The 14,336-nt window shown below is 55.2% G+C and carries 14 protein-coding genes and 6 tRNA genes; 18 read left to right on the forward strand and 2 right to left on the reverse strand.

All coding sequences use genetic code 11. From position 1 onward, the window contains the following. The first annotated feature begins 34 nt into the window (after window positions 1–34). The 10 genes from ACWNMW_RS05715 (at window position 35) to ACWNMW_RS05760 (ending at window position 4,083) form a co-directional block, all read left to right on the forward strand. A tRNA-Gly gene (locus ACWNMW_RS05715) sits at window positions 35–107 on the forward strand. Window position 108: 1 nt separating this feature from the next. Further along, window positions 109–180: transfer RNA gene (locus ACWNMW_RS05720), tRNA-Val, on the forward strand. A 49-nt stretch (window positions 181–229) separates the two neighbouring features. Continuing rightward, window positions 230–302: transfer RNA gene (locus ACWNMW_RS05725), tRNA-Gly, on the forward strand. Window positions 303–340: 38 nt separating this feature from the next. Further along, a tRNA-Cys gene (locus tag ACWNMW_RS05730) sits at window positions 341–411 on the forward strand. 1 nt (window position 412) lies between these two features. After that, window positions 413–484 (forward strand) — tRNA-Val (locus ACWNMW_RS05735). A 99-nt stretch (window positions 485–583) separates the two neighbouring features. After that, window positions 584–670 (forward strand) — tRNA-Leu (locus ACWNMW_RS05740). Between the two features lie 170 nt (window positions 671–840). Beyond that, window positions 841–1,545: a DsbA family oxidoreductase gene (locus ACWNMW_RS05745; protein ID WP_449490330.1), complete on the forward strand. Its 705-nt coding sequence runs from the start codon at window positions 841–843 to the stop codon at window positions 1,543–1,545. Then, entirely contained in the window at window positions 1,545–2,567 is a 1,023-nt protein-coding gene (locus tag ACWNMW_RS05750) for a GNAT family N-acetyltransferase (RefSeq protein ID WP_449490331.1), read from the forward strand. Before ACWNMW_RS05745 ends, ACWNMW_RS05750 begins: the two co-directional genes overlap by 1 nt. Before the next feature lie 74 nt (window positions 2,568–2,641). Continuing rightward, window positions 2,642–3,739 (forward strand): FAD-dependent oxidoreductase, encoded by a 1,098-nt coding sequence (locus ACWNMW_RS05755; protein ID WP_034503211.1) that lies wholly within the window; start codon window positions 2,642–2,644, stop codon window positions 3,737–3,739. 23 nt (window positions 3,740–3,762) lie between these two features. Then, window positions 3,763–4,083, forward strand: a complete 321-nt coding sequence (locus ACWNMW_RS05760) for a DNA primase (RefSeq protein ID WP_449490332.1) — start codon at window positions 3,763–3,765, stop codon at window positions 4,081–4,083. Between the two features lie 65 nt (window positions 4,084–4,148). On the opposite strand, the gene ACWNMW_RS05765 is transcribed toward ACWNMW_RS05760, so the two are convergent. Next, on the reverse strand, window positions 4,149–5,066 hold the full coding sequence (locus ACWNMW_RS05765; RefSeq protein WP_299058612.1) for an aldo/keto reductase: 918 nt from the start codon (window positions 5,064–5,066) through the stop codon (window positions 4,149–4,151). A gap of 86 nt (window positions 5,067–5,152) precedes the next feature. Here ACWNMW_RS05765 and ACWNMW_RS05770 point away from each other — a divergent pair, with 86 nt between their 5' ends. Further along, the gene (locus ACWNMW_RS05770) at window positions 5,153–6,010 is read left to right on the forward strand and encodes an undecaprenyl-diphosphate phosphatase (protein ID WP_034503220.1); all 858 of its coding nucleotides are present in this window, start codon (window positions 5,153–5,155) and stop codon (window positions 6,008–6,010) included. Between the two features lie 27 nt (window positions 6,011–6,037). Further along, on the forward strand, window positions 6,038–6,727 hold the full coding sequence (locus tag ACWNMW_RS05775) for an HAD family hydrolase (protein ID WP_295893519.1): 690 nt from the start codon (window positions 6,038–6,040) through the stop codon (window positions 6,725–6,727). On the opposite strand, the gene ACWNMW_RS05780 is transcribed toward ACWNMW_RS05775, so the two are convergent. Beyond that, a complete protein-coding gene (locus ACWNMW_RS05780; protein ID WP_034503225.1) occupies window positions 6,724–7,563 on the reverse strand; it encodes a RecB family exonuclease in 840 nt (279 codons plus the stop codon). The genes ACWNMW_RS05775 and ACWNMW_RS05780 overlap by 4 nt on opposite strands. An 81-nt stretch (window positions 7,564–7,644) precedes the next feature. On the opposite strand from ACWNMW_RS05780, the gene ACWNMW_RS05785 reads away from it, so the two are divergent. Genes ACWNMW_RS05785 through ACWNMW_RS05810 form a run of 6 tightly spaced genes read left to right on the forward strand, consistent with a single transcriptional unit; the run spans window position 7,645 to window position 14,321 of the window. Then, a complete protein-coding gene (locus tag ACWNMW_RS05785; protein ID WP_034503228.1) occupies window positions 7,645–8,679 on the forward strand; it encodes a tRNA (adenine-N1)-methyltransferase in 1,035 nt (344 codons plus the stop codon). Further along, on the forward strand, window positions 8,669–10,183 hold the full coding sequence (gene arc, locus ACWNMW_RS05790) for a proteasome ATPase (protein ID WP_449490333.1): 1,515 nt from the start codon (window positions 8,669–8,671) through the stop codon (window positions 10,181–10,183). The genes ACWNMW_RS05785 and arc overlap by 11 nt, the downstream gene beginning before the upstream one ends. Then, the gene (dop, locus tag ACWNMW_RS05795; protein ID WP_449490334.1) at window positions 10,183–11,748 is read left to right on the forward strand and encodes a depupylase/deamidase Dop; all 1,566 of its coding nucleotides are present in this window, start codon (window positions 10,183–10,185) and stop codon (window positions 11,746–11,748) included. The genes arc and dop overlap by 1 nt, the downstream gene beginning before the upstream one ends. Beyond that, window positions 11,745–11,930 carry a ubiquitin-like protein Pup gene (locus ACWNMW_RS05800; protein ID WP_072455725.1) on the forward strand — a complete coding sequence of 62 codons (186 nt, stop codon included), beginning with the start codon at window positions 11,745–11,747 and terminating at the stop codon, window positions 11,928–11,930. Before dop ends, ACWNMW_RS05800 begins: the two co-directional genes overlap by 4 nt. A gap of 1 nt (window position 11,931) precedes the next feature. After that, a complete protein-coding gene (locus tag ACWNMW_RS05805; protein ID WP_449490335.1) occupies window positions 11,932–13,332 on the forward strand; it encodes a proteasome accessory factor PafA2 family protein in 1,401 nt (466 codons plus the stop codon). After that, complete coding sequence (locus tag ACWNMW_RS05810) at window positions 13,329–14,321, forward strand: FKBP-type peptidyl-prolyl cis-trans isomerase (RefSeq protein ID WP_449490336.1); 993 nt, start codon at window positions 13,329–13,331, stop codon at window positions 14,319–14,321. The genes ACWNMW_RS05805 and ACWNMW_RS05810 overlap by 4 nt, the downstream gene beginning before the upstream one ends. Window positions 14,322–14,336 lie beyond the last annotated feature (15 nt).

Genomic DNA, 14,336 nt, shown 5'->3' on the forward strand with positions numbered 1-14,336 from the left:
CATCCGTTGCAAAACCGTTTCGATGGTTTCAAACGCGGATGTGGCTCAGTTGGTAGAGCATCACCTTGCCAAGGTGAGGGTCGCGGGTTCGAGTCCCGTCATCCGCTCGGGCGATTGGCGCAGTGGTAGCGCGCTTCCCTGACACGGAAGAGGTCACTGGTTCGAACCCAGTATCGCCCACTGTCGTTATCTAACGACGGACAAGGCCCCAGTCTGATAGAGACTGAGTGCGGATGTGGCTCAGTTGGTAGAGCATCACCTTGCCAAGGTGAGGGTCGCGGGTTCGAGTCCCGTCATCCGCTCTAACCTTCCGAAAATCCTTGTGGTTGAGGTTGGATAGGGTGGGTTGGCCGAGAGGCGAGGCAGCGGCCTGCAAAGCCGTATACACCGGTTCGAATCCGGTACCCACCTCGGGCGATTGGCGCAGGGGTAGCGCGCTTCCTTCACACGGAAGAGGTCACTGGTTCGATCCCAGTATCGCCCACGGAAATTTTTGAAACGCTCGCGCGGATCTCGATTTGTGACTGACGCTCGTGCGTGTTAAAGTTTCCAAGCCGCAAAGCTTTGGCTTTGTGAGTCACCTGCGCGGGTGGCGGAATAGGCAGACGCGCTAGCTTGAGGTGCTAGTCCTCATTTTACGAGGGTGGGGGTTCAAGTCCCCCTCCGCGCACAAGTGCCCGGGGATCATCTGATCCCCGGGTTTTCTTTACATTCCGTGCATCATTGTTGGATGAAAATACGCCGTGGGCGGGTTAAGGCGCGTTTTGCAGTGGTAACTCTTGAAGGGCACACGTACCCTTTTGGGTAGGACGATAGATACCGTTTTTTCAAGGAGAATGCATGCATATCGACGTATGGGCAGATTTTGCGTGCCCTTGGTCTTACCTCGGTATCCATCATCTACGAGACGCTCTCACGCGTTTTGAACATCGCGATCAGGTTGAGGTTCGTTTCCACGCCTATTTGCTTGATCCTGAGCAATCGAGCGTCCTTGAGATGTCTCAGGCGGAATTCCTGGTTCATACCCATCCCGGAATGAGCCTGGACGAGGCCGATGAGGCACTCGAGCGCGTCAGTGAACTTTCGCGAGCAGATGGTATTTCCTTGGACTTTGAATCCTTGGTTCTTGCTCCGACGTCCTTTGCCCATAAGGCTATGGCTGCAGCTCGAGAAATGGATGAACGCTCTGGAATCACGACGGGTGCAGCAACCTACCAATTCACCTACGCCGAGGCCTTGTTCCGCGCACGCTTTGAAGTTGGTTTAAACCTTGCCGACCCCGACGTGCTAATCGGGTGCGCACAGGACGTGCGAATCCCCGAAATGCTGGTTGTTGACGCGCTCAGCGATCCTGTGGCCTCGTCCGAAGTATTTTCGGACTACCAAATTGCAATTCAAATGGGGATTGACTCAATACCGACCTATCTCTTCGATCGGCGTTTCGTTGTTCAAGGTCTCCAGAGCCTCGATGCGACGGTACGTATTTTGGAAAGCGCGTGGAGCCAATCATCGAGTTTCACAAATACGACGGAGGAAACACACTAATGCAGTCATTTGACGTTCATGGCGATCGCATCGTCTTGGTTCCGATCTCAGTTGAGGATGCCGCCGATCTCACTGCAGCCCTCCAGGATCCGATTTTTCACGAAACAACTTCGATTCCGTATCCCTACACCTTGTCGATGGCTGAAGAGAATCTCGCGAAAGTCCCCGCGAAGTGGGAACAGGGGAGCACAGATTGGGCCATCCGAAGTGTCGACGACGGACGTTTCCTTGGCCGCTTCGAACTCATTCGAAACGCTCACTTTTCTGACCGTTATGAAGTTTCATATTTTGTTAGCCACGATGAATGGGGACAGGGCATTGCAACGGAAGCGGTTGCTTGTGCCCTCGATGCTGCTTTTGGAACCTTGGGCGCTTCCCGAGTCGAATGGGCGGCACATGTAGGAAATTGGGGTTCGTGGAAGGCCGTGTGGAAGAACGGCTTCCGCAAGGAAGGCGTTGTCCGTCTTCCCGGTTACGAGGCCTGGGTGGGGGGCATTCTTTCCACCGACCCGCGCACTCCCGCCACTGCCTGGGACGGTCCCAGTGCTGGGGCACCCGAAGTCTTGGATTCATCGCGTCCGCAAGATCTTGTTCAGCAGTTCCACCGCACGTACTTCATGCCTGACCGCGTCCGAGACTGTCAGGAACCGACACTTGACTATGAGCGTCTCCACATGCGAGTGAGCTTGATCCGCGAAGAGTTTGCTGAGCTCCTGGGCGCGCTGTACGGAAAGGAAGCGCGTGCAATCGTTGAAGAAGCGACGCAGCGCGCAACCGCAGCCGACGATGGAACCCGTGACATTATTGAGACTGCTGATGCCCTCGGTGATTTGGTCTACGTCATCTACGGCATGGCCCTCGAGTCTGGTATTGACTTGAATCGCGTCCTCGCTGAAATTCAGGCATCGAATTTGTCAAAGCTGATGCCGGATGGAAGCGTGAAGCTTCGCGAGGACGGCAAGGTTTTGAAGGGGCCGAACTTCTTCACCCCGAACATTGCACGAGCCCTCGGTCAGCAATAACACACTTTTTGCGCTCGTCGCGCAGAAAGTTTTCGGGGACAATGAAGGGGAGCGAACGAGTAAAGGAGAGCGCTGTGGCCCGAGTCGTCGTTGTCGGTGGCGGATACGGTGGTGTCACCGTCGCCAAGGGACTTGATCCTTTGGCTGAAGTCATCTTGGTTGAACAAAAGGATCAATTCGTTCATCATGCCGCTGCCTTGCGTGCGGCTGTTGATGAGGCGTGGCAGCACTCGATCTTTATGCCCTACACGAACCTTCTGACCAATGGCCGGGTTGTGCATGGAACCGTTTCACGCGTTGAAGGCACTCGGGTACACATTTTCGGGCAGGATCCGATTGATGCGGACTACGTCGTGCTCGCTACTGGCTCTACCTATCCTTTCCCCGCGAAGTACACAGCCTCGCGTTCAGACGTCGCAAAAGCTCGTCTGAGCCAGCTCTCCGCGTATCTGCATGGCGCGCGCTCTGTGCTGCTTGTCGGTGGCGGAACCGTTGGCATCGAATTTGCTGGGGAACTGCGTCATGCCTTCCCCGACATTGACATCACTTTGGTCGAGAAGAGCCCCGAAATCCTGCCGACTTACGGCTTCTCTGAGGCTCTGCGTGAGCAGGTACGTGAGCAGCTGGCGGAACTGAACATTCGCCTTTTGGAAGGTTCAGAGCTTGCCTACCTCCCGCCGTTTAATGTCGGTGAACTCGGTCACTTCAATGTCGAAACCAAGGACGGTCAGAGCATCGAAGCAGACATCTGGTTCCAGTGCTATGGCTCGCGTCCAAATTCCGGCTACGTTGTCGGCACCTCTTTGGAAGCTGCGCTGCGTCCCGATGGTGCTCTGAGGGTTGAACCGACGCTGCTTGTATCTGGACAAGAACGGGTCTACGCAGTCGGCGACCTGACCGATGTTCGCGAGTCAAAGCGTGCGGATGCTGCGCGTGCTCAGGCGCGTGTCGTTATCGCAAATATCTCCGCACAGCTGGCTGGAAAGGCTCCCGAAGTTCAATACGTTCCCAGTGATGAATGGGTGATTTTGCCGCTGGGTCCCGAGCACGGTGTGTCCCAGCTTCTCGATAATGAGGGAAATGCTCGTATTCTAGGCGCGGATCAAACTGCCGAGATCAAGGGCGCTGACCTCATGGTTTCGGGCATTCGTTCTCAGCTGAACTTGCCCTAGAGTTTCGTGTAGGATATGTGACCATGACCACGAATCCGCGCCTCGTTCTTGATCAATTGATCGCAGCCTTCGAAAACCACTATGAAGTTACGTCTTCGGACCAGGTTGACGAGCAGGCACTGCTTGACGCTGAAGAGGCACTTCGTGACGCCTTCTTCACCTACGACGATGTACTTTTCACGCAGTATGAAGTCGAGCTTCCTTTCGACCTCATTGTCTCTGACGATGAGGAAGACGAAGAAGATGACGATGAGGATGATTTCATTGATCTTGACGAAGATGATGAATCGGACGATGACGACGATGACTTCATCGATGTTGAAGATGAGGACGATGACAACTGAGATTGTCGCCTAAAGGTCAAGTAAATCTATAAGTGTGGGGCAGCTCGATGGCTGCCCCACACTTACTATTCGGCTGCTAATTCGTTGAGCACGCCGCGGATCGGTGAAGGCAATTCAAGCTGTCCACCAAGAAGCTGCTCGAGCTGCTTGAGGTTCCTCGGCCCAATAATTGCACTCGTGACCCCGGGAGTATCGCGTACCCAAGCGAGCGCGATGTCTGCGATTGAAGACTCAAGCCCCTGCGCAGCCTGGGAGAGGGCCTCGACAATGGGATCACAGGAATCAAGGTAAGGCGCAACGGTGTGACGCAGATGAGTGGAGGCTGCGCGTGAGTCCGGGGGAGTGGCATGGCGGTACTTTCCAGTCAGTACGCCTCCGGCAAGTGGCGAGTGCGCAAGAAAACCAAAATTCTTGTCCCGGGCACGACCAAGGAGGGGAGAAGAGCACACAAGCGAGAACTCTTCTTCGACAGCAGTTAAGGGTAGCGTTTCGGACTTTGCCCAAGCCAATGCGCAATCCCAGGTATCGCGGTGACTTAACCCCACGTAGTGTGCGCGACCGCTGGAATAGGCCCACTGAAGCGCTAACAGCGTTTCCTCCAGGGGAATCGGTGTACTTGAAGGCGTCGCTAGCCAAAGATCGACATAATCGGTGTCGAGAATCGCCAGTGTTGTGTCCAGGCAACGCAGCATGTCTCCGCGGGAAGCGGAAACCTCGTTAGAACCTTGCGAAAAACGCATTGCACCTCGCAGAGCGATAACAATGCGATGACGTCCGACCTGCTTGAGCGCCTGCGCAAGGACACTAAGTGCGCGTCCGCTACCGTGGAGAGGGCTAATTTCGACGAGGCTCCCCCCAGCATCAACGAAGGCAGTCAACATTGCACAGGCCTGTTCCTCGTCAGTATCACGCCCCCACGTCAACGTACCCAGGCCAAGGCTCGAGACGGCCAGGCCGTGTTTTCCGCAGTGTCGAATATCCATAGAACTAGAGTAGAACGCCAGCTCTATGACGGCCTACACATGCACATATTTCGCCCTGACAGGGCCCTGGGCCCTACAGTGGAGGTATGAGCTGGCTTGATGCAATTATTCTCGGGCTTGTCCAAGGCCTGACAGAATTTCTTCCAATTTCTTCTTCGGCGCACATTCGAATCGTTGGAGAACTGATGGGGTCCTCTGACCCGGGCGCAGCCTTTACGGCAATTACACAGATCGGGACAGAACTCGCAGTCCTCATTGTCTTCTGGAAAGACATCGTGCGGATTCTTCGAGCATGGTTCCACTCATTGCCGCTCGGTTCGCGTGACTCACGCGTCCCATCATCGGATCCTGACGCGCGCATGGGATGGATGATCATCGTTGGCTCCCTTCCCATCGGAATTCTGGGCCTACTCTTCCAAGACGCAATCGATACGACGCTGCGTAACTTGTGGATTACCTCTGCGATGCTCATTGTCTTCGGCCTTCTTCTAGGCTTTGTCGACCGTTATGCGCCGGATACGCGCGAGCTGAAATCGATGAGTTGGAAAGACGCAATACTCTATGGCCTTGCGCAAGCAATGGCTCTGATCCCCGGCGTCTCCCGTTCGGGAGGAACCATCACCATGGGCCGTTTCCTCGGCTATTCCCGCGAAGCTGCAGCTCGCTATTCTTTCCTTCTGGCGATGCCCGCGATCATGGCCTCGGGACTGTATAAAGTCGCCAAGGTGGTCACCGGAGGGGACGCTATTGCGGTTGGCCCAACCATCCTCGCAACAGTGATTGCCTTCGGGGTTGGAATCGTTGTTATTTTGTGGTTCCTCAAGATCATTTCGACGCGTTCTTACGCACCTTTTGTGTGGTACCGCATAGCCATTGGTATTCTTGTAGCCCTTGGCCTTGTCACCGGCGTGCTTTCTGCATTGGGAACGGGTGCGGGCGCGTAATCGTTCGAAGAAGAGAGGACCGCACGAATGACACAACCTCAGGCAATTCTTTTCGACATGGATGGAACCATCGTCGATACAGAACCCTTGTGGGAAGCTGCCGAAGCGCGGGCTCTTGCCGATATGGGCACGAAAATGACCCCTGATATGCGTGCTCAACTCTTAGGCTCAACCTTGCCGCGCATGGTGGCGCTCTTGCGTTCCTTCGCCGCTCATCCCCTTGACGAGGCCGTGGTTGGCCAGCGCGTTGAACAAGGCGTGATCGATCTCCTTGATGAGGGACTGCCGTGGAAAGTGGGACTTCGCGAGCTTCTTGAGTGGGCGAATTCCAAGGGAATTCCTACCGCGGTTGTCACCGCGACGCGTCGTCATGTCGCTTCTCGCGTACTTGCCCACGCCCCGGTTACTCCGGGTTTTACGACAGCCGTCTACGGCGACGACGTCACCGAAGGAAAGCCCTCGCCAGAGGGCTACCTCAAGGCAGCGCGTCTTCTTGGGGTTGATATTGCGTCCTGTCTGATTGTTGAGGATTCTCCCGTAGGACTCCAAGCAGCTCAGGCGAGTGGTGGAGTGCCTGTGGCGATCAAAGGTGCGGCATCCGAAGATTTCGCGAAGAACTATCCGTACATTCGTGAGCTTTCAGACCTGAATGAGGAAGTTATCGAGGCGATTATGGCAGGTGAGTGCCCGAATTTTGTCCAGGAGGCAAGTTCCTAACGGGAAGCCGGCCCTACGGCTAGAAGGCGCTCGAGTCCTTCTTGTGGAATCTTGGGGCTTTCTCCGTTAAAGAGCGGACATAGCTGCTGTACTCCGCACCAATTGCACAGGGGATTCTTGCGTGGTGGGAAGTATTCTTTCACGGCGTCGTTTCTGATCTGCTCCCATAGAGTGCTCAGCTGCGCACTCAAGCGATCGATATCTGCCGGGTCTGGGTCGAAAGTTAAGACCTTTTGCGAGGCGAGGTAAACGAGCTGGGTACGTTTAGGTAGCCGCTCAGTGAGGCTGAGAAGAAGTGCATAGAAACGCATTTGGAAAAGAGCTTCTTCTTGGAATCGCTCGGAGGGCGCTTTACCGGTCTTGTAATCAATGACGCGTAAGTCGCCATTTGGAGCCCGATCGACACGGTCGATATACCCCAAGAGGTGAACGCCATCTTGAGTCGTTCCCTCTACTAGGGCTTCCCTTGAATAAGGTTCGAGTGCGCGCGGTTCCTCGATCTGAAAGTAGTTCGAGATCATTGAACGCATGCGTGCGTACCAACGCTCAAAATCCGCATGATCTTGAAAGAGATTCATCACCGTGGGGTCTTGCTCAAGAGTCGCCTTCCATTCGCGTTCCAAGAGGTTGTGAGCGAGTGCTTCATCGCGTTGCATTCGCGGAGCCGCGTAGAGGTTTTCGAGCGCGCTGTGCACGGTAGTTCCCAAGAGAGTTGCCTGAGTGGGAGGCTCTTTGACCCGGTCGACAACGTGAAGACGGAACTGAAGCGGACAGCGCTGATACTCTTTCGCACGGCTTGCCGACAATGCTGGATGACTCGGACGGGAATTCCTCATGGTCCTACCGTAACGAGTTCCACCTTCTTAGGTGTGGTTTTAACAGGAATTTCATCTTTGGCTCACGGTAGTGTAGAGGCGATGAGTACTCATGAAACTGCAGTCCATGGCCTCGGTCAAGAACGCCATCGTGGCCCCCTTCGCGAAGGTGAGAGGGTTCAAATTCGTGATCCAAAAGGACGCCTACATCAGGTGATTTTGGTTGCGGGTGGGCGTTTCCAATCGAACCGAGGGTTTATCGATCATGATGATCTGATTGGCCGCCCCGACGGTCAGGTGATCACTACTGAGGAAGGACGTCAGTTCCAAGTTCTGCGTCCTCTTCAAGCCGACTACGTCATGTCGATGCCCAGAGGCGCAGCTGTGGTTTACCCCAAGGACGCTGGGACGATCGTTCACTACGCGGATATTTTCCCAGGAGCAGTCGTTGTCGAGGCGGGCGCCGGCTCAGGTGCTTTGTCGATGGCCCTTCTTAACGCGGTGGGGGAGAAAGGAAGGCTCATTTCTGTCGAGCGCCGCGAAGAATTCGCCGAGATCGCTCGGGATAATGTTGAACTGTGGTTTGGAACGCCACACCCCGCGTGGGATTTACGCGTAGGAGATCTTGCCGAGGAATTGCTTGGCATGCCCGAGGCCAGTGTCGACCGGATTGTGTTGGACATGCTTGCGCCTTGGGAGAATCTTGAGGCGGTTGCTCATGCGCTTGTTCCCGGCGGAGTTTTGTGTTGCTACATCGCAACCGTTACTCAGATGTCGCGTTTGATTGAAGACCTGCGAGCTACGCAGAACTTTACCGAACCCCTCGCGTGGGAAAGTCTTTCGCGTGAGTGGCACGTTGACGGTCTTGCCGTTCGGCCCGAACACCGAATGGTCGCGCACACGGGCTTCTTGATGATTTGTCGACGTCTGGCTCCCAATACTCTTCCCCAGGAACGTTCCACGCGCCCCGCGAAGGCAGCTGAAGGCCTCCAGGGAGCATGGGATGAGGAAGAAGAATGGAGCGAGTCTCGCGTCGGTTTGCGCCTGAGTTCGGATAAAAAGATCCGAAAAGTTCGCCGAGATCTTCAAGCGAAGGCCAGCACGTGGGTTGAGGGAAGAGAGAGCGATGAGCTCTGAACAGACAGAACTGTCGATTCTCGAACAAAAGAATGCGCACCTGAGCGCAGCACTTACGCAAGTTCGTCAAGAGCTTGTTCGCCTCCGTGAACAACTCAAACATGTGAATCAACCTCCGTTGACCTTTGGGGTTTTTCATCGGGGGAACACAGATTCGCGAAGCGTCGAGGTCTATGTTTCTGGGCGACTGATGCGTCTTGCGGTAGCGACGCAGGTTGATATCACCTCAATCTCTCCGGGGCAGCGTGTCCTGATCGACGACAAGATGGTCGTTGTTGGGGTAGGCGAATATTCACGCGTTGGCGAGCTTGCGCAGGTTGCCGAATTGATTGGTACCGATCGTGCGGTTGTCTCAGCGGAGGCTGGAAGCCATCGAATCGTTGAACTTGCAGGACCTCTTCGCCATGGAACTTTGCGTCCCGGTGAAAGCGTCTTGGTCGATACTCGTACCGCTTTTGCCTATGAGCGGGTCGTTCGTCAAGATGTCGAGCAGCTTCTTACTCCTGAAATTCCTCAGGTGACCTTTGATGATATCGGTGGCTTGGATGAACAGATCGAAACGATCCGTCAAGCAATTGAGTTGCCGCTCAGGCATCCCGAACTCTACCGCCAGTATGGCCTGCGCCCAACGAAAGGCATCCTGCTATACGGCCCTCCTGGCTCTGGTAAAACACTGATCGCGCAAGCTCTTGCGCATTCTCTGCGTGATTTCAGTTCCTCTGGTGAAGGTTATTTCCTCTCAATCAAGGGGCCGGAACTTCTGACCAAGTTTGTTGGAGAAACTGAACGACAAATTCGTGCGATCTTCGCGCGTGCCCGAGCTCTTGCCTCGGCGAAAGTGCCGGTCGTGATCTTCTTTGACGAGATGGAGGCCCTGTTCCGTACTCGTGGAACCGGTATTTCATCCGATGTTGAAACCATGGTTGTTCCGCAGCTTCTTGCTGAAATGGATGGCGTTGAGAGTCTCGATAACGTCGTGATCGTCGGTGCGTCGAACCGTGCGGATATGATCGACCCCGCCGTTTTGCGTCCCGGTCGACTCGATGTTCGTATCCGCATTGATCGCCCGAACCTTTCCTCGGCACGTGAGATCTTCAAGAAACACCTTGACGCATCCGTCCCACTTCACACTGGGTCTGATTCTCTCTCTCATGATGAGATGATCTCCCGTGCGGTTGATCATCTCTATCGTCGTCAAGCTGACACCGCACTGCTGAGCGCGCGTACTCATAGCGGAGCTGAAAGAACGATCTATCTCGCGGACATTGTTTCAGGTGCCATGATTGCTGGGATTGTCGAACGAGCAAAGAAATACGCAATTCTGGACACGATCGAGAATTCCCGACACGGAATGACGAGTGAACATCTCATGCGTGGTCTTGACGATGAAATCCGAGAATCAATGGAGCTGGCGACCCGTCAATCTCCGTCGGACTGGGCGCGCACAATTGGTCTCGACCAAGACATCGTTGAGATCCGACCGATCAAGAAAGAGGACGAATAATGTCTGCTCTGGTGATGAGCACAGAAACCGAGTACGGCATCTATTCGCCTTCAGATCCTGGAGCTGATCCCGTTGACCTTTCGTGTCGGATTGTTGACGCCTATTCGAAGATTTCGCGCCGCGGGACTCAAAGTGAAGGTAGCGAACCTGTTCGCTGGGATTACACTGCCGAAGACCCACTCAATGATTTACGTGGAATGCGGCTGACTCGCGCGGCCGCTGATCCCTCGATGCTCACTGACGATCCTTACCACCTCGCTCCTTCGGGTGGAAGCGAAACCTTGCCACTGCCTCGGCGATCACAGGGATATTTGCCAGCCGCCGTTTCCTCAGTTCTCACGAATGGGGCACGGCTCTATGTTGACCATGCGCACCCGGAGTATTCCGCGCCTGAAACGACGAATGCTCGCGATGGCGTGCTCTGGGATCGAGCCGGGGAAGTCATTGCACGACGAATGATGGCGGCCGCCCGTGAGGTGGGAGAAGACATCGTGCTCGTCAAAAACAACACTGATGGCAAAGGCGCGGCATACGGTACCCATGAGAACTACCAGATCAGTCGCACCATCGATTTAGACGATCTTGTTCGAGGACTGACACCCTTCTTTGTCACGCGTCCAGTGATCTGCGGCGCGGGGCGTGTGGGCATTGGTCAGCGCAGTGAAGTTGCTGGTTTCCAGCTTTCCCAACGTGCTGACTTCGTCGAAAACGAAGTTGGTCTTGAGACGACCTTCAATAGGCCGATTATTAATACCCGCGACGAGGCCCACGCCAATCCCGCCTACTACAGGCGTCTTCACGTGATCGGTGGAGATGGTAATCAATTCGATTCTTCGATTTTCCTGCGCTTGGGCACTACCGCGCTGGTATTAAAAGCGATCGAGGCGGGCCTGGGGATGGAGTGGGATGCGCTTGCACTCGATGATCCGGTTCAAGAAACATGGAATATCAGTCATGATCCGACCTTGACCTACCAGGCCAGTTGCGCAGGAGGAGCGCGCAGCGCGCTCGATATCCAAAAGATCTATCTTGAGCTCGTTCATGAAAGCCTCACACGCGCCGCAGTCGCCTTAAGCGAAGAAGAAGAACTCGTCATGCGCTACTGGGAGGACATTCTCAGCCGTATGTCGAGTGATCTCTTTAGCGTCGCAACGGAAGTCGAATGGGTGGGTAAGTACCAACTTTTCGATCGTCAGCGTGCGCGTTTGGGCACTTCTTGGGATGACCCGAGGCTTGCTGCAATGGACCTGCAGTGGGCGGATTTGCGTGAGGACCGTTCTTTGGTTGTCGCGCTGGAGCGGGCAGGCCGTGTCAAGCGGATGTTCACTGCCGAACAGGTTGAACATGCAGCCGACTGGGCTCCTGAAAACACGCGGGCGTACCTACGCGGGTATGCTGTAAGAAATCTTTCCGCACTAGCTGCGGCCTCGTGGACTTCACTATGTGAACGCCGGGGCGATCACATGATTCGTAGGCCGCTGGTCGAAGCGGCCGGTATCGATGCCACACTTTTGGCTGATCTTGAGCGCGGTACACTGATCCGTGCAGAAGAGGAGGAAAGATGAGTCTTTCACAGTTATTTGCTGGCGGTAGCGGGCACGAAGATGACGAGGCCGCGGGCCAGGTCCACGCCTCGTCTTCCGCGCAGACTGATTCTCTCGATGCACTGCTTGATGAGATTGATACCGTTCTTGAAACCAATGCGGAATCATTCGTTCAGGGATTTGTCCAAAAGGGAGGACAGTGAGGTGAGGCGCCGAGTCGTCGGCATCGAGACCGAGTATGGGCTAACCTGCGCGACGCGTTCAGGTGCACCTCCGATTCACGATGCTGATGCTGCCGCACGTTTATTGTTCGCGCCACTCGCCTTAAGTGGTCGCGCTCCCAATGTCTACCTGCGAAATGGTGGGCGTCTTTACCTTGATGTGGGAGCTCACCCCGAGTACGCGACTGCCGAATGCGACTCTTTTGAAGACCTTCTTGCCCAGCACCGCTGCGGTGATGAGTTACTCAACCAACTCAATGATCGAACCCGTGCAGAACTTGAGGGATTAGCAGATCCCGAAAGGATCTACTTGTTCCGTAACAATGTGGACTCCGCGGGCAACAGCTTCGGCTGCCATGAAAATTATCTTCTTCACCGTCGTCGTGACTTCCGGCAAGTCGCTCAAGGGCTGGTTGCCTTCTTTGTCACGCGATTGGTGCTTGTTGGTGCGGGGCACCTGAGGCGTTCGGGGAACAAACTTAGCTATTGTTTTTCACAGCGCGCGGAGCAGATGTGGGAGGCCGTCTCCTCAGCGACCACGCGAACTCGTCCAATCATCAATACGCGTGACGAGCCTTTGGCCGACGCGGGCCAATACCGTAGACTCCACGTCATCAGCGGTGACACGAATGTGTGCGAAGCGACGACATTCCTCAAAGTGGGAATGACTTCTTTGGTCTTAGATGCCGTCGAAGACGGGATGAACCTGTCAGATCTTGAATTGGCCGATCCCATGCTGGCAATTCGTCAGGTTAATCAAGACCTGTCGGCTCAAGTGAAGATTCCGATGGCACATGGTGGGGAGCTTTCTGCCCTCGACATCCAAGAGCGGATTCTTCAACGCGTGGTCGATGTTCTGGGAATTGATATCAATGATTCTTCATGCGACGCTTCGACTCGCCAAGTTATTGACCTGTGGCGACGAGCACTTGCGGCCCTACGCAGTGGTGACTGGTCGTCTGTTGATCGTGAGCTCGATTTCGCCATTAAGTTCCGTTTGATCCAGGAGTATCTCAAGCGTAAACAGACCACGCTTGATGATCCGCGAGTTGCACGTTTGCTGTTGTCCTATCACGACATTGGTCCCAACGGGCTTCGTAGCGGATTGGAAAGTAGCGGTCTCATGCGACGCCTCACAACCGAGGAACAAGTGCAACAAGCCTGCATTCAGGCACCGCGATCAACGCGCGCGCATCTTCGTTCTTCGATCATTAATGCTGCAGAAACTGCTGGCATTGAATTGGCAATTGACTGGGTGCGCGCTTCGCGAATTGATGATCCCGGTCGCTACGTTCTGATGAATGATCCTTTCGCGACCGAATCTGAATCCGTTGATCAGTTCATCTCAGGGTTGCGCGCTCGAGACGAATTCCTTCCAGCATGAGTGAACACGCTCAGAGTTTGAGTTCTCGACGTCAGCGTATGCGTGGTGCCCGTCGACAGTCGCAGCGCCCGAGGCGACGCTGGGTCTTTGCGCTTATTGCGCTACTAGTTGTGTGCGCAGTAATTGCTTCTTCTGTGTGGTTTGTCGTGCATAGGAATGCTAGCTCTGTCTCGGGCGATGCCCCTCGTTCTGTTCTAGCCTCAGTTGAGGTCTCCGGACGCGTTGGTGCGACGCCCACGGTCAAGTTGAGTGAACCGCTTCAAATTGTCAGCACAAAACATGCGATTATTTCGCAGGGCGAAGGTCGTGCGATTACCGCGGGTTCCCCGGTTCTTTTATCCGTCACTGTCTTCGATGCGCGCACGGGGGAGCTGCTTTCCCCCAATGGACGCCCACGCCTCGTCGTCGGCCGGGCTGACAATGACTCGCTGGGGGCGGACCTGGCCCGCGAAGTGACGGGACGAAGCGAAGGAAGCCGCCTCCTCATTGCTCGCCCTCTTTCGAGTGCTCCGGCCTCGGACGTACCCACAACTCCCACGACGCGTCTAAACACCGGCGAAGTCGTCGTCATCGATATCTTGCCGACCCTGGCCTCGGGGCAAGCCTCCGCGCAGGTTAATGGAAGCGGTCCGCTTGAAGTCACGATGCGCGACGAAGGCCCTGTCATCACTCACGGTGATCAGCTTCCTTCAGGCCCGACTGTCCAGCCGCTACTGACTGGTTCTGGCGGTCAGGTGCGCGCCGATGATGACATTGTCGTTCAGTATTTCGTCAGCGGGTGGAGCGATGGGATTGAACGCGAATCTACCTGGCGAACGGGTGTTCCTGAACGCGTCCGGCTCAGCGAACTTATGCCGGGTCTTCGCCCCCTTCTCATCGACCAAAAAGTCGGCTCACGTCTAGCGATCACTCTTCCCCCTGATCAAGCAACCGGTGACGATACTTTATGCATCATCATCGATATCCTGGCGACGGCTCCGGCCTCATAGTGTGGCTTCCTTGGA

It is taken from the genome of Actinomyces sp. Marseille-QA0893, from assembly GCF_976954355.1.